The sequence below is a fragment of the Capilliphycus salinus ALCB114379 genome (genome assembly GCF_047276495.1).
GTDB lineage: Bacteria > Cyanobacteriota > Cyanobacteriia > Cyanobacteriales > Microcoleaceae > Capilliphycus > Capilliphycus salinus.
Map to the genome: position 1 here is coordinate 1,219,968 of NZ_CP178543.1, position 14,289 is coordinate 1,234,256.

At 44.2% G+C, this 14,289-nt stretch carries 15 protein-coding genes; 9 read left to right on the top strand and 6 right to left on the bottom strand.

Annotated elements, in window-relative coordinates:
- Positions 1 to 601: 601 nt before the first annotated feature.
- The 3 genes from ACL6C3_RS05060 to ACL6C3_RS05070 all read right to left on the bottom strand — a co-directional run bounded on the left by ACL6C3_RS05060 (position 602) and on the right by ACL6C3_RS05070 (position 3,452).
- Positions 602 to 1,363 carry a phycobilisome rod-core linker polypeptide gene (locus ACL6C3_RS05060; RefSeq protein ID WP_413165899.1) on the bottom strand — a complete coding sequence of 254 codons (762 nt, stop codon included), beginning with the start codon at positions 1,361 to 1,363 and terminating at the stop codon, positions 602 to 604.
- A 295-nt stretch (positions 1,364 to 1,658) separates the two neighbouring features.
- On the bottom strand, positions 1,659 to 2,342 hold the full coding sequence (locus ACL6C3_RS05065) for a response regulator (RefSeq protein ID WP_413165901.1): 684 nt from the start codon (positions 2,340 to 2,342) through the stop codon (positions 1,659 to 1,661).
- A gap of 27 nt (positions 2,343 to 2,369) precedes the next feature.
- Positions 2,370 to 3,452 carry a sensor histidine kinase gene (locus ACL6C3_RS05070; protein ID WP_413165902.1) on the bottom strand — a complete coding sequence of 361 codons (1,083 nt, stop codon included), beginning with the start codon at positions 3,450 to 3,452 and terminating at the stop codon, positions 2,370 to 2,372.
- A 270-nt stretch (positions 3,453 to 3,722) separates the two neighbouring features.
- Between ACL6C3_RS05070 and ACL6C3_RS05075 the strand changes: the two genes are divergently transcribed.
- The 8 genes from ACL6C3_RS05075 to ACL6C3_RS05110 all read left to right on the top strand — a co-directional run bounded on the left by ACL6C3_RS05075 (position 3,723) and on the right by ACL6C3_RS05110 (position 11,181).
- Positions 3,723 to 3,998: a TrkA C-terminal domain-containing protein gene (locus ACL6C3_RS05075; protein WP_413165904.1), complete on the top strand. Its 276-nt coding sequence runs from the start codon at positions 3,723 to 3,725 to the stop codon at positions 3,996 to 3,998.
- Between the two features lie 14 nt (positions 3,999 to 4,012).
- Positions 4,013 to 5,698, top strand: a complete 1,686-nt coding sequence (gene kdpA, locus ACL6C3_RS05080) for a potassium-transporting ATPase subunit KdpA (protein ID WP_413165906.1) — start codon at positions 4,013 to 4,015, stop codon at positions 5,696 to 5,698.
- Between the two features lie 45 nt (positions 5,699 to 5,743).
- Complete coding sequence (gene kdpB / locus ACL6C3_RS05085) at positions 5,744 to 7,837, top strand: potassium-transporting ATPase subunit KdpB (protein WP_413165908.1); 2,094 nt, start codon at positions 5,744 to 5,746, stop codon at positions 7,835 to 7,837.
- 473 nt (positions 7,838 to 8,310) lie between these two features.
- Positions 8,311 to 8,553 (top strand): K(+)-transporting ATPase subunit F, encoded by a 243-nt coding sequence (kdpF, locus tag ACL6C3_RS05090; protein ID WP_413165909.1) that lies wholly within the window; start codon positions 8,311 to 8,313, stop codon positions 8,551 to 8,553.
- Positions 8,554 to 8,555: 2 nt separating this feature from the next.
- Positions 8,556 to 8,693, top strand: a complete 138-nt coding sequence (locus ACL6C3_RS05095) for a hypothetical protein (RefSeq protein WP_413165910.1) — start codon at positions 8,556 to 8,558, stop codon at positions 8,691 to 8,693.
- Positions 8,694 to 8,820: 127 nt separating this feature from the next.
- The gene (locus tag ACL6C3_RS05100; protein WP_413165911.1) at positions 8,821 to 9,105 is read left to right on the top strand and encodes a hypothetical protein; all 285 of its coding nucleotides are present in this window, start codon (positions 8,821 to 8,823) and stop codon (positions 9,103 to 9,105) included.
- Between the two features lie 41 nt (positions 9,106 to 9,146).
- Positions 9,147 to 9,722: a K(+)-transporting ATPase subunit C gene (kdpC, locus tag ACL6C3_RS05105; protein ID WP_413165913.1), complete on the top strand. Its 576-nt coding sequence runs from the start codon at positions 9,147 to 9,149 to the stop codon at positions 9,720 to 9,722.
- Between the two features lie 310 nt (positions 9,723 to 10,032).
- A complete protein-coding gene (locus ACL6C3_RS05110) occupies positions 10,033 to 11,181 on the top strand; it encodes a sensor histidine kinase KdpD (RefSeq protein ID WP_413165915.1) in 1,149 nt (382 codons plus the stop codon).
- 242 nt (positions 11,182 to 11,423) lie between these two features.
- Here the strand turns inward: ACL6C3_RS05110 and ACL6C3_RS05115 are convergent, their stop codons facing one another.
- Positions 11,424 to 12,017: a phycobiliprotein lyase gene (locus ACL6C3_RS05115; protein WP_413165917.1), complete on the bottom strand. Its 594-nt coding sequence runs from the start codon at positions 12,015 to 12,017 to the stop codon at positions 11,424 to 11,426.
- Between the two features lie 181 nt (positions 12,018 to 12,198).
- On the opposite strand from ACL6C3_RS05115, the gene ACL6C3_RS05120 reads away from it, so the two are divergent.
- Positions 12,199 to 12,366 carry an NblA/ycf18 family protein gene (locus tag ACL6C3_RS05120; RefSeq protein ID WP_413165919.1) on the top strand — a complete coding sequence of 56 codons (168 nt, stop codon included), beginning with the start codon at positions 12,199 to 12,201 and terminating at the stop codon, positions 12,364 to 12,366.
- 85 nt (positions 12,367 to 12,451) lie between these two features.
- On the opposite strand, the gene pstB is transcribed toward ACL6C3_RS05120, so the two are convergent.
- On the bottom strand, positions 12,452 to 13,273 hold the full coding sequence (gene pstB, locus ACL6C3_RS05125) for a phosphate ABC transporter ATP-binding protein PstB (RefSeq protein ID WP_413165921.1): 822 nt from the start codon (positions 13,271 to 13,273) through the stop codon (positions 12,452 to 12,454).
- Positions 13,274 to 13,355: 82 nt separating this feature from the next.
- Complete coding sequence (gene pstA, locus ACL6C3_RS05130) at positions 13,356 to 14,246, bottom strand: phosphate ABC transporter permease PstA (protein ID WP_413165923.1); 891 nt, start codon at positions 14,244 to 14,246, stop codon at positions 13,356 to 13,358.
- Between the last annotated feature and the right edge of the window lie 43 nt (positions 14,247 to 14,289).

Consider the following 14,289-nt stretch of genomic DNA (forward strand, 5'->3'; position numbering starts at 1 on the left):
AAAGTGCAGTGTCGGGTAGGGGCGGGTTCGGCGAAAATTTGTGTCTTCCCAGAAACAATCTATATAAACCCGCCCCGGAGTCGGGAGTCAAGTTTGTAGGGGGGGTTCTGTCTAAATTGATCATTTCCCACAGACAACTGATATAAACCCGCTGTGTTGAGTAGGGGCGGCTTGGTGAATAAATCTATGTTTCCCTGGAATAACTGAGATAAACTCGCCCCGGATTCTCAAGAAGTAGGGTGGGGCGGGTTTATTTTAATCTTTGAGTAGTATAGCGCAACGCGGGCGGGAACAGGGAACACCGGATCAGGGAACAGAAGAGAGAAATGCTTATAGTGCAAGGCTTTGAGCAGTTTTTTAGAATGGGGATCTGTAAATAGACGACTCGCGACTTGCTATAGTAAAGATTATCGCTGAACCCGCCCCTACAAAACTCTTGCCCATTTTCTATTCCCTATTCCCGTCAAAAATAGTCGCTGTCGAGCGCTAAACCTTTGGTGTTTCTTGTCTGCAATCAAACAATTAACCCCGAAGCCTAACTCCTGACAGCGACACAAAAGCGATGGGAGCAAAAACGCTCTAATCACCGATTTTTAACGCTTTATTTCTTGCGATAGGGAACCATCGTGGCAATGTTGATATCACCGACGGCTACTCGGGTGATATTGTTGGTTGCCGGAGTAACTTCCTTGGCCATACCCAAGAACAGAGAGGGATCGCCCGCTTTGGCTTGTTTCTCTTGAGGAGTAAAACGACGGACAGAGGTTTGCCAGATGATTTGAGGGAAACCAAGCTGATTGCGATGATAGTCGTCGTAACGGGGAGTTTTCAGGTTGAAAGGTGCCGATCCCTGGTTGCGTTGGGGGAGAACCCGACGACGCTGATAGGGAACCTTATCATACCCGAAGTTTTCTAAATATTCATCGCTATTAACGAGAGCGTCAATAAATCCCATTGGGCCTTTAGTTGCCACAACGATAGACCAAGCGATTTTCTCCCGTTCGCTGTAAACGTCCCGTCCCAAAATGCGCTGAACGCACATTTCCACAAAACGGTAGTTGCTGTTGGTTTGGTAGTTGAACCGCAGGAAAGGATCGCTTGTCGCTAAACCCCGGATAAAGTCTCGGACAGTAATTTGACCAAATTTAAGCTGAGACTCTAAGAACTTCTGACGGTTGCTCTTGAGAAGCTGGTGTTCGCTGAAAATTTGGCGATAAGCCGCCCAAATCAATTCGTCCCATTCACTCCCGGAGGGTAAATCTTCAGACGAAAAAATTCTCGGTTGATCGTCGCCCGGGACTTCATATCCTGTAACCCGCACATTTTGGCTAACGGGCTGGTAATTCAATAAAGGAAGCGCCACTCTTTAATCTCCTTAATCTCAAAGTTAACGTTGATTATCAACTTCGTTTGGCTGTTAAGCCCTCCCCTGACAACAGGGGATTATATTGGCATCACTATACCATCCATCAGATTAGGGGATCGCAGGGGTCTGCGTCTCATTTTTATGAAGAAATGCAACAATCTGTAACATTAGGGGATAAATCGCAGTATTGGCGTCTGTCCGTTTGCTTTCTCCTCTCCTGTGCGATCGCGGTAGGGTCTATTTTTTAACAAAAATAAAACGGGATTCTACCGGATCGAATTTCAAGTTTTGATTAAGTTGAGTCTAGAAAATCGGCTGCAACTAATTTTTTTTGAATGGCAACTAAAGCCGCCTGTGTGCGATCGCGTGCGTTTAATTTTTTCAAAATGGTATGTACATGAACCCGCACCGTACCTGTGGCAATATAAAGAATATCGGCAATTTCTTGATTCGATTTTCCCGCAGCAATTAAAGCTAATATTTCTTGTTCTCGTTTCGTTAAAGGATTATTGGGATTAGATAATTCTGCACCCTCAGAAACCCCAATTTGTCCGAAAGTTTCCTGTATTTCTTGAGTTGCCATCGGGTCCCACCAAGAAGCGCCTGCGGCGACGGAACGGATCGCCAAAATTAACGCTTCCGGTGCAATTCCTTTCAAACAATAACCCTGTGCTTTGGCTTCAATGATGCGGGTAATTAGAGGTTTTTGGGAGTGAGAAGTCAAAACTAAAACCGGAAGTGAAGGCTGTTTTTCTTTAATTTGGCGACAGGCTTCTACGCCGCCAATTCCGGGAAGTCCGACATCTAAAATCACCACATTTAAAGAAAGTTGACTCACCAATTCAACGGCTGTTTCTCCATCTTCGGCTTCCGCAACAATTAAAATATCACCTTCTTGCTGAAGTCTCGTCACCAACCCGAGACGAAATAATTCGTCATCTTCTACCAATAAAATGTTTAACGGTTTGGAGTTCATTTATCGAGAAGCCATCACAGAAGAAATCTAAGCCGGAAGACGAAAAGCAAATATCGCACCCTGAGGCGATCGCTGTTCTGCCCATATTTTACCACCATGCGCCTCTACAATTTGACGACTCAGATACAATCCCAATCCCGAACCTTTGGCTTGGCGATCGCCATTTCCTTGATAAAAGCGTTCAAATAACATCGGGAATTCCTCATCTCGAATGCCTTGACCTTCATCTATTACCTTTACCACAAAATTACCATTATCCGCCATCAGCATCACCTGTACCGTGCTTCCGCGACGAGAATGATTAATTCCATTAGAAATCAGATTAACCAGCACACGGCGCAATTGTAAAGGGTCTGCGTTCACCCAACATCGGGAACGAAAATCGGAATTTTCTTGAGTTAAACGGATATAAACTTGACGGCTAGAAGCGAGATCTGTCAGCGTAGAAATTGCTTCTTCGGCTAAAATTACTAAGTCTAAAGATTTTCGTTTCAACTGCAAACCTTCGGTATCATTTCTATAAACATCGAGTAATGTTTCCACCAATTGCAGGGTATTTTTATGACTACGTTTGATAATCTCAATTACTTTAGTTTGGGTGGCAGTTACCGGGCCGAATTTTTCCTGTTCAAAGGCGGTTAATGTTTCAATTGCACCCAATAGGGGCGTTTTCAAATCGTGAGTTAGAGTAGATGCAAAATCTTCTCGTAATTGAATGAGTTGTTTTTGGGTAAAAAGTTCCATTCGTTGACGGGCGATTGCTTCTTCATAATTGCGGTTTCGTTGGCTTAACCAACCCGTGACAATTAAAGCAGAAATCGCAATAAAACGGTTGGCAATTGTTGCGGGTGAAATCGATTCTTGTCCCGGTATTACCAAGTTTAACACGGTTAATATTACCGCAAATAATACCACTTGTGCGGTGGCTTTGCGGCTGAGGCGGGAGTTGGCTAGTAATACCGCCCCAATGTAGAGATAGCCAAAAACATAGGGCGGAGGGGTGGAATATTCCAACGCAATAACAATCGCAAATACCGCCACAATTAGCCATTGAGTCTTGGGAAGATACAGCCAGAGATGATGAAAGAAAGGGGGTAATCTAAATTGCATATTGAATGACCAAAAATAGTTTAATAATCGGCGATAACCCGATCTCGATTAATTATCTAGTTTAATAACAAACCGGGCGTTTAGGCAAATCTATATCTGTGGATATAAACGTTTAGGTTCAATCTAAACGCTTCTATATTCTTCGGCTTAAACAGGTTAATATAAATTCCCAATGAACTCGCCTCTATACCTTCTTTTTTCGGGAAATCTTCGGCATAATCAAGCTATCAACTGTTTTATCGATAGCCAAATTTAGGCTATTTATGAAAAATGATGCACGCAGAAAAACCCAAAGTGGTAAGTATTAGAGTGAGTTCAAATAGCTGCTACTGCGGCACACCATTGAGAGATATTCTGTTACCCGAAGAATGTGAAATGCTGGGATTATTTCGAGAAAATCACATCATTCTTGCCAATAACAATCCCCCAATTCAACCCAATGACATTCTATTAGCCATTGCCATTAATCCCATGTCTGCACCGGAATTAAAAGTGTTTTTGAACAGACTTAAACCCCTGTCAGCCTGTCAAATTTCCCAACAATAGTATTTTCTAAAATCATGTTGCAAGGATTCTATCAAATTGTCTTAACTTTATTCATTTTGCTGCTAGTTTCCCCGCTTTTGGGGGCTTATATGGCGCGTGTTTTTTTACATCAAAGAACCGCACTCGACCGAATATTTAAGCCGGTTGAACACTTTATTTATGCCGGAAGCGGGATAAATTTCAAAGACTCGATGAACGGTTGGCAATATATTCGGGCGGTACTTTTTAGCAACCTGGCGATGGGAATATTGGTGTTTTCAATCTTCCTATTACAAGGGATTTTACCGCTGAACCCAACTCAATTAAACCCCCCCAGTTGGGATTTAGCTTTACACACCGCTATTTCCTTTGTTACCAATACAAACCAACAGCATTATTCGGGAGAAACAACCTACAGTTACTTCTCACAAATGCTGGCGTTGGGGTTTTTAATGTTTACTTCTGCGGGGACGGGTATTGCAGTTGCAATTGCCTTTATTCGCGGACTAACGGGTAAACCTTTAGGCAACTTTTACGTTGACTTAACCCAATCCATCACCCGAATTTTGCTGCCAATTTCTATCGTTGGCGGAATACTTTTACTCATCGCTGGAGTTCCCGAAACCTTAGCCCCACCTGCGGAAATTACCACCCTAGAAGGCGCAACCCAATACATCGCTCGCGGTCCCGTTGCCCACTTTGAAATTATCAAAGAATTGGGCGAAAATGGCGGAGGATTTTTTGGGATTAATTCCGCCCATCCCTTTGAAAATCCCAACGGCTTTACCAACTTGTTGGAAACTGTCATTATGCTAATTATTCCGGCGGGATTAATCCACACTTACGGCATCATTGCCAACAGTCCCAAACAGGGTTGGTTGGTGTTTGGGATGGTCTTTATTATGTTTGCAATCTTAATTGCAATTACGGCGATTGGCGAATATCAAGGCAACCCCATTGTTAACGGCATTTTGGGCGAACCAGCGCAAAATTTAGAAGGAAAAGAAGTTCGGTTTGGTTGGGCGTTAACGGCGCTTTGGGCGGTTGCGACAACCGGAACAATGTGCGGCGCTGTCAACGGTATGCACGATTCTCTAATGCCTCCGGGCGGTTTTACCACGTTGTCCGATTTGTTTTTACAAATTATTTGGGGCGGACAAGGAACCGGAACCGCTTATCTGTTTATCTTTCTAATTTTGTCGGTTTTCTTAACCGGATTAATGGTCGGACGCACCCCCGAATTTTTGGGCAGAAAAATCGAAAAACGAGAAATTGTTCTCGCCAGCGTGGTGTTATTGGTTCATCCCATAGCCATCTTAATTCCCGCAGCAATTACCCTCGCTTTTCCCGATACCCTGTCAGGAATTACCAACCCCGGTTTTCACGGAATTTCTCAAGTTATCTACGAATATGCTTCGGCTGCGGCTAACAACGGTTCCGGCTTTGAAGGACTCAGCGACAATACCCTTTGGTGGAACCTCAGTGCCAGTTTTTCCCTGCTTTTAGGGCGTTATATTCCAATTATCGCACTGCTGTTACTCGCGGATAATATGACTCGCAAACAACCCGTTCCCGAAACCGCAGGAACACTGCGAACAGACACCATTTTATTTACCAGCATCACCGCCGGTGCAATCATCATTTTAGGCGCGTTAACCTTCCTACCCGTCTTAGTCTTAGGTCCCGTAGCCGAAGCCTTTAAAATAGCCAGCATTTTATAGGGCTTTTGATTCTGCGAACAGTTCCCATTAACCGATAATAAAATTATGAGTTCCAGCACATCTTCTCAACCCAAACATTCGGGCGGTTCCCGACAGCAACGCCGCCACACTCCCAAACCTAATTTATCGGGTTTATATCAACGGGCATTTAAACAAGCCTTCGTCAAACTCAACCCCCGCATCATGGCAAAAAATCCCGTCATGTTTGTGGTCTGGGTCGGCACAATTATCACCGCTTTACTAACTCTAAACCCCAACTTATTCGGTGCCGCAACCGGAGACAATCTCTATTTATTTAACGGTTTAATTGCGGTTATTTTGCTGTTTACCGTTGTTTTTGCCAACTTTGCCGAAGCCGTCGCCGAAGGACGGGGAAAAGCCCAAGCCGATGCGTTGCGATCGACAAAATCCGAAACCACTGCGCGAAAATTGCAGCCAGATGGTACAATAGAATCGGTAAGCTCGACCGACCTCAGACAGGGCGATCGCATTCAGGTCGTGGCAGGGGACGTGATTCCCGCCGACGGCGAGGTTTTGGAGGGTGTCGCCTCGGTTGACGAATCCGCGATAACGGGAGAATCGGCGCCGGTCCTCAAAGAAGCCGGTTCGGATGTCGCCAGTTCGGTCACGGGCGGAACCCGAATTATCTCCGACGAACTGATTATCCGCGTCACCGCCGACCCCGGAAAAGGCTTTATTGACCGGATGATTGCATTGGTGGAAGGGGCCGAACGCAGCAAAACCCCCAACGAAATCGCCCTAACCGTTCTACTGGCGGTCCTAACGTTGGTCTTTTTAATTGTTATTTCCACGATTCCCCCGGTTGCCTTTTATGCCGATAGTTCCGTCAGCATTACCATTTTAATTGCGTTATTAGTTGCCTTAATTCCGACAACTATCGGCGGACTTTTAAGCGCAATTGGCATCGCGGGAATGGATAGAGTCGCCCAATTTAATGTAGTTGCAACATCGGGACGGGCGGTGGAAGCTTGCGGCGATGTCAATACTTTAGTATTGGATAAAACCGGAACCATTACGTTAGGAAATCGACTCGCCGAAGAATTTATTCCCGTCGATGGATACAGCGTGGAAGACGTCGCCGAAGTCGCCCTCGCCGCCAGTATTTTTGATACCACTCCCGAAGGAAAATCCATCGTGCGGTTAGCCGAAGGAATGGGCGCTCAGGTCGATTTTAACATAAAAAAAGCGACGGGAGTTGAATTTTCCGCCCGGACTCGGATGAGCGGAACCGACTTACCCGACGGGGGCGAAGTTCGCAAAGGCGCCGTAGACGCGATACGGGGGTTTGTTCGTTCGCGGGGGGGACAACCTTCGGAGGATGTAAACGCGGCTTACGAGAGGGTTTCGCTACTCGGAGGAACTCCTTTGGCGGTTTGTCGCGATAACGAAATTTACGGTGTAATTTACCTCAAAGATATTATAAAACCCGGAATTCGCGAACGTTTTAATCAACTCCGTCGGATGGGAGTTCGTACTGTAATGTTAACCGGAGATAACCGAATTACGGCGTCTGTTATCGCCAAAGAAGCGGGGGTTGATGACTTTATCGCCGAAGCTACACCCGAAGAAAAAATTCAAGTGATTCAACAAGAACAAGCCCAAGGAAAGTTAGTCGCAATGACGGGAGATGGAACAAATGATGCGCCCGCTTTAGCCCAAGCAAATGTGGGTTTGGCGATGAATTCTGGAACTCAAGCGGCGAAAGAAGCGGCGAATATGGTGGATTTAGATTCGGACCCCACGAAGTTAATTGATTTGGTTACGATTGGGAAACAACTGTTAATTACTCGCGGCGCTTTAACAACATTTTCGGTGGCGAATGATATCGCCAAATATTTTGCAATTATTCCAGCGATGTTTGCGGGTGCGGGAATTGGCGCGTTAAATATCATGGGTTTAAATAGTCCGAATTCGGCGGTTCTTTCGGCGCTGATTTACAACGCTTTGATTATTCCGGCGTTAATTCCGCTGGCGCTAACGGGGGTTAAGTTTCGTCCGCTGACCGCGAATCAACTGTTACAGCGCAACATCTTAATTTATGGTCTTGGGGGCGTTATTGCACCGTTTATCGCCATCAAAATTATTGATGTAACGATTTCTGCAATTGGTTTAGCTTAACGATTTTCCCGTCAATTCCCAATATAATCCCCCCCTTTTTCTCAGCCAGGACTGTTCCATTTTTAACCCCCTCTTCTCTACCTCTCCTACCTCTCCCTAACCCTCTCCACCTCTCCCTAACCCTCTCCTACCTCTCCCCATCCCTCTCCTACAAGGAGAGGGGGAAGGTGTCCCTCACGGGACTATTGATTAATCGAGAGGGAAAAGGAAAAAAAGTTTTTTATTGGGAATGGGGAGTTATTAAGAGTTGTAGATAGTTAAAAAACTTAAAAATCCTCCCCTCGCCACCTCTCCCTAACCCTCTCCTACGAGGTGAGGGAACAATTGGCCTCCTCCAACCCCCCTTTTTAAGGGGGGATTAAGGGGGGATCAAGCCGGGGGCTAGGCGGGATAACTCTAACCTATCTACAAACAAAATACCTGACTCTTTTTGTACATTTATCAGGGCGCAAACCAGAACGCCCATAGAAACAATGAAACTGAATGATTTTCTAGAAACTTGCGATTTAATTTGGGGTCGATTTGTTTATCGAAAACTCTCCCTAAGCGTGTTTTTAGCACTCTGTTTTAATGTGGTTCTCGCACCCTTAGTTTATGCGGCGACCAACAACAATATTGCTAAAAGTTCCGCCTATGCTTTGGGACTTTTGGGATTAGTCGTTATCGGACTAGCCGTTTATCTATTTGTTGTCATTGTTCAACCCGAGAGGTTTTAATCATGCTGAGACAATTACTTCTAGAACTTCGCGAAATTATCCGGTTTTCCCGGTTCAAACGCCGACTGTCCGACGTCAGAAAACGCCGCATCGAACGCCGTCAAAAACCCAAACAATATTTACACGAAACCCAACCTTAAATGTTGTTGGTCGTAGGGTGCGTAAAATTACACATTTTTTTATCACGAATTAAGAGTAAAACCGTTTTACGCACCTAAAATTTATCTCTAACAGTTAACGTTCGTTCGTTGAAAAGGAGTCAATCCCATGATTCAACAATTTATCATCAGAATTCGCGATACTTTAATCCGGGGAATTCTTCTGCTGATTCTCTATCCATTGAGTCTGTTAACAATCGGTCAACTGGCGTTTGTTGAACCGATGAACGATTCCGCTATTGCTTCCCCAAGCTTATCCGTTGAAAATGCTATTGCTTTTGAACAGACTCTCACCTCAAAACATTATTTCCCCAGTCGCATCACCCGCTTTAAAAATATTCGCAGACTGCGACGCCATCAAACCGAAAAACACAAACTTTTTAACCTCGCTTAAGTCTCAATTTCAGACCCGTTAACCTAATAGGAGTCAAAAACATGATTTCAGAATTAATGATTGGAGTTCGGAACACGTTTATTTTGTGGGTAATTACCGCTATTTTTTATCCGGTTTTATTCCTAATTATCGGTCAAGTTGCTTTTCCCTACCAAGCCAACGGAAGTTTAATTACAAACGCCCAAGGTGAAATTGTTGGTTCTGCTTTAATTGGGCAATCTTTCACCTCCGAGCGCTATTTTTGGACCCGTCCGAGTACCGTTAATTATAGTCAGGGAGAAGATAGCGCCCCGACGGGAATTTCAGGCGCAAGTAATCTCGCTCCAACTAATCCTGATTTAATCACCCGTATTCAACAGGAAACAACTCGACTTCAACAAGCTGGAATTGAACCCACTGCTGATTTAGTTTATGCTTCCGGTTCCGGTTTAGACCCTCATATTACCCCGGAAGCGGCTCAAGTTCAAGTTGCAAGGGTCGCACAAGCCCGCTCAATTTCTCCCGAACAAATTAAAGAATTAATTGTTCAAAATACCGACGGACGCTTTCTCGGAATTTTCGGAGAACCGGGCGTTAATGTCCTCAAGTTGAATTTGGCTTTAAACCAACTGAGTTAATTCAATTATCGCGATAGGGGCGCATCAAATTTACATCGGTTTATTCACTATCAGAAACCGGGTTTCTTGCAACTTCTATAAGCTTGTCTAGATTTTTCGTAGAGAAACCCGATTTCTCAGAAATTTATTTTCATGTACTATCAGAAACCGGGTTTCTTGCAACTTCTATAAGCTTGTCTAGATTTTTCGTAGAGAAACCCGATTTCTCAGAAATTTATTTTCATGTACTATCAGAAACCGGGTTTCTTGCAACTTCTATAAGCTTGTCTAGATTTTTCGTAGAGAAACCCGGTTTCTCAGAAAAATAAAAATGATTAAATCCAACGAAATTTTTCAAACCGTTAATTCTCCAGCTACAGGAAAAAATCAAGTGTCACTTCGTCGCGGAAAACACAAAATTTTTATTGGAATGGCGCCCGGTGTCGGTAAAACTTACCGGATGTTAGAAGAAGCCCAAATTCTCAAACGAGATGGAATAGATGTGGTTATCGGGCTGTTAGAAACGCACGGACGGGAAGAAACCGCTAACAAAGGGATGGGATTGGAATTAATTCCCCGCAAAAATGTAATTTTATCCCATCGAAACTTGACAGAAATGGATACCAATGGGATAATAGAAAGAAAACCTCAACTGGTGCTGGTCGATGAACTCGCCCACACGAATATTCCCGGTTCAAAGTTCCTCAAACGTTATCAAGATGTGGAACAAATTCTCGCCGCCGGGATTGATGTTTTCTCAACGGTTAATATTCAACATCTCGAAAGTTTAAATGATTTGGTCTTTCGCATTTCGGGGGTTGTGGTTCGAGAACGAATTCCAGATTCTGTGTTGGATGAAGCCGATGAAGTTGTTGTGGTTGATGTTACTCCGGAAACGCTACAAGAACGCTTACAAGAAGGAAAAATTTATGCTCCCAATAAAATCGATCAAGCCCTAAATAGCTTCTTTAAACGGCGAAATTTAACCGCGTTGCGGGAGTTGGCGCTGCGAGAAGTTGCAGATAACGTCGAAGAAAATGGCAATGGAAGTGAATCAAATTATTGTAATATCCGCGAACGGGTTTTAGTTTGTATTTCCACCTATCCCAATTCTATCAGACTTTTGCGACGGGGCGCAAGAGTTTCCAACTACATGAACGCCAAATTATACGCTTTATTCGTTGATAATCCCAATCATTTTTTATCGAAAGAAGATAGCCTTCATGTGGAAACCTGCGAACGACTTTGTAAAGAGTTTAACGGGGAATTTATCCAACTGCGATCGCCCAATGTTTTAGATACAATTATAGAAGTCGCCCGCACAGAAAGAATTACTCAAATTGTCGTCGGCGAAACCCATCGTTCTCGCTGGCAATTGTTCTTTAAAGGCTCAATTATTCAGCGTTTAATGCGGGCGCTCCCCGATATTGATATTCACGTCATCGCCACCGAAAATCAAGAAAGAAATACAATCATTTAATCATAATCAGCAAACAGTTTTGTAGGGGCGGGTTTATTACAGTCACCAGTCACCAGTCACCAGTCACCAGTTATTTGAGTTTACAGTTTTGTAGGGGCGGGTTCCGCAATAATGTATTTCACTCACTAATAACTAATAAAATATTGAATTTTTTTTGGGGTGGGGCGGGTTTATCAAAGTTGTCAGTTAGTGACATATCTAATTGCAGAACCCGCCCCTACTGATCCGGTGTTCCCTGTAAATTACCAACCCAAAGCAGAATAAAAAGCAGGATTTTCTGCATTTTCAGACTCAGAAGAAGCCTTTGAATCTGGTTCTTCTATTCTAATTTCTGTACAGAATGTAGACGTATTAAACCCGCCAAACCGTTTCACCGCACTGGTTCGCATTCTAACATTGGGATTGGGAAACCAAAACCGTTCAATTGAACTCATGGTTTCATATTCAGTAACTAAAACTAAAGCATCATCTTCATCCATTTCAAACTGTCCGACCACCGGAACAATTTCCGCATAACCCCGTTCTCGCAACATTCGACCTTTGCGGGGATTATCCCCATCGGGAACAATAGCAAAAACCGTCGAACCGGAGTGATTTTCATCGTCTTTATCCCAGTCCATCTCGCCATTCCAAGTCACATAAGCGCCACCTGCGGCGAGCGCCGGATCGACATTGTGCATTTGGCAGATTTCTACCACTTTCGGATCATCCGCATCGAGCGCCTCAACATTAATTTTAGAATGCCCCTTTTCGGCTTGTCTGAAGGCAAGATGGTGAGTTGTTCGCAGGGATTGCCACTGTCCCGCACTCTGTCGAAAGAATTGCATTGCATCCATGCAAATATTCTCCCTTTGATTGATTTTATACACTGATACTCTTTCTATGATAAGGCTGTAGGGACTAATAGATAAAGTTTTGCAAACAAAATAAGTGAAAAATTGTGCATCATGGACAGATTGTCAAGTAGTTGTTACGATAATTTACAAACATAGAGATTGCAGAGTAGAGGAGAATCCAATGAAAGCACCTGGAAATCTTAGTTTAGAGCAACAGTTCAAGCTCAAAGTTCTGCGGGAGCAGGTCAAGGGTCTGAGTCTAGAAGAAGCTCAAGAATATCTAGTTGAAGTTTTACGCCAAAGTATGGTTAAAGATAATTTGATGCGTCACTGGATGAAAAATCCTTGATGGAAGAACAACACAAAAAAGAAGTCAGAAGCGCCTATGTCCTCTGACTTCTACATATTCACCTAAAAAATAAAGTTGTTTGGTTTTATCCGAAACGACCGCTAACATACTGTTGAGTTGCTTCTTCTTGGGGATTTTGGAAAATCGTCTGGGTGTCATCAAACTCAACTAAATACCCAAACCGCTTACCGCCTTCAATGGCTTTTGCATTGTAAAAAGCCGTCATGTCTGCAACCCGTGTTGCTTGCTGCATATTGTGAGTTACAATAATAATCGTGTAATTTTCCTTGAGTTCGTGAATCAAATCCTCAACCGCCAATGTAGAAATCGGGTCGAGAGAAGCACAAGGTTCATCCATTAACACGACATCGGGGTTAACCGCAACGGTACGGGCGATACAAAGCCGTTGTTGCTGACCGCCAGAAAGAGCGAAACCGCTTTGACCCAGCTTATCTTTAACTTCATCCCAAATGGCGGCTTGACGCAGCGAGCGCTCGACGATTTCATCCATTTGTTCTTTCGTTTTTGCCAGCCCGTTCACCCGCACCCCATAAGCGATATTTTCATAAATTGACTTGGGGAAAGGGTTCGGTTTTTGGAAAACCATCCCAATCCGCCGCCGCACTTCTACGGGGTCAACATCGGTATCATACAGATTCTTATTTTGATAAAAAATCTGCCCTTCTAAGCGAAAGATCGGGATCAAATCATTCAGGCGATTAAAACAGCGCAGAATCGTACTTTTACCACATCCAGAGGGGCCGATAAAAGCGGTAACTCTGTTTTTAGGAATATTCAAAGAAACGCCCCGAACCGCTTTAAAATCACCGTAATAAACATCTAGGTTCTGTGCTTGTAGAACCGTCTCCGTTTCATTGGTTGTCTGATAGTTACTATAGTCCATCATCACATAAATTCCTATTTTTTCTTGAGGGGTTAATCCCGACTTAGCCAGTCGTACAAATTTGCAAACCGTTCATTTCTCGACCTTAAAAATCGCTCTTGCGAGTCACCCAACGGGCCAAAATATTTGTCGCCAAAACCAAAAGCACCAAAACCAGCGATCCCGCCCAAGCAAATTCCTGCAAAGTTTTACTAAATCCCCGGGCAAATTCGTAAACCAGATAAGCCAACGAGGGGAGGGTGGGAGCAAATGGACCTCGGGGCCAACTATTACTATAAACCACCGTAAACAGCAGGGGAGCCGTTTCTCCTGCCGCCCGAGCAACCGCTAAGGTTACGCCGGTCAATATTGCCGGAATCGCCGCCGGAAGAACAATTTGTAAAACGGTTTGATAGTTCGACGCCCCAATTCCGACGGATGCGGCTCGAATATCTTGGGGAATAATTTGTAGGGATTCGGTGGTGGTTCGGACAATGGTTGGCAACATCAAAACACTCAAGGCTATAGCCCCGGCTACCACAGAAAATTGTCCGGTTGACAGAACAATTAAACTATAGGCAAAAACTCCCGCAATAATAGACGGAACACCACTCAACACGTTGGTGATAAAACCGAGAGTCTGAGCGACTTTTCCCCCGCTAAACTCCGATAAAAAGATAGCCGCTAGGACTCCAAAAGGAACGGCGATCAAAGTCGCGATCGCCACCACCATAATTGTACCCAAAATTGCGCTGGCAATTCCGCCGGTTTCTTGGGCTAGACTCGGAGGTAACTGGGTAAACAGAGCGAGATTAAAACGACTTATTCCCTTAATTAACACATAAATCAAAACGGCAAACAAGGGAATCAAAGTCAGACCAATACAAGCCCCAGAAATCCCGGTCATTACAATATCGAAAATTTCTCGGGGACGACGGCGATCGCGAACTAAAGCTTGCGCTCCCGAATCACTTATGGGTTCACTATAATTTGACATGGCGAGTGTTCGGATAATTGTGTTAGAAAACTAATGCAACTGC

Coding starts and splice junctions, on each gene's coding strand:
- ACL6C3_RS05065 (WP_413165901.1), bottom strand. CDS start 2,342: ATGAACTCCAAACCGTTAAACATTTTATTGGTAGAAGATGACGAATTA.
- ACL6C3_RS05070 (WP_413165902.1), bottom strand. CDS start 3,452: ATGCAATTTAGATTACCCCCTTTCTTTCATCATCTCTGGCTGTATCTT.
- ACL6C3_RS05075 (WP_413165904.1), top strand. CDS start 3,723: ATGATGCACGCAGAAAAACCCAAAGTGGTAAGTATTAGAGTGAGTTCA.
- kdpA (WP_413165906.1), top strand. CDS start 4,013: ATGTTGCAAGGATTCTATCAAATTGTCTTAACTTTATTCATTTTGCTG.
- kdpB (WP_413165908.1), top strand. CDS start 5,744: ATGAGTTCCAGCACATCTTCTCAACCCAAACATTCGGGCGGTTCCCGA.
- kdpF (WP_413165909.1), top strand. CDS start 8,311: ATGAAACTGAATGATTTTCTAGAAACTTGCGATTTAATTTGGGGTCGA.
- ACL6C3_RS05095 (WP_413165910.1), top strand. CDS start 8,556: ATGCTGAGACAATTACTTCTAGAACTTCGCGAAATTATCCGGTTTTCC.
- ACL6C3_RS05100 (WP_413165911.1), top strand. CDS start 8,821: ATGATTCAACAATTTATCATCAGAATTCGCGATACTTTAATCCGGGGA.
- kdpC (WP_413165913.1), top strand. CDS start 9,147: ATGATTTCAGAATTAATGATTGGAGTTCGGAACACGTTTATTTTGTGG.
- ACL6C3_RS05110 (WP_413165915.1), top strand. CDS start 10,033: ATGATTAAATCCAACGAAATTTTTCAAACCGTTAATTCTCCAGCTACA.
- ACL6C3_RS05115 (WP_413165917.1), bottom strand. CDS start 12,017: ATGGATGCAATGCAATTCTTTCGACAGAGTGCGGGACAGTGGCAATCC.
- ACL6C3_RS05120 (WP_413165919.1), top strand. CDS start 12,199: ATGAAAGCACCTGGAAATCTTAGTTTAGAGCAACAGTTCAAGCTCAAA.
- pstB (WP_413165921.1), bottom strand. CDS start 13,273: ATGATGGACTATAGTAACTATCAGACAACCAATGAAACGGAGACGGTT.
- pstA (WP_413165923.1), bottom strand. CDS start 14,246: ATGTCAAATTATAGTGAACCCATAAGTGATTCGGGAGCGCAAGCTTTA.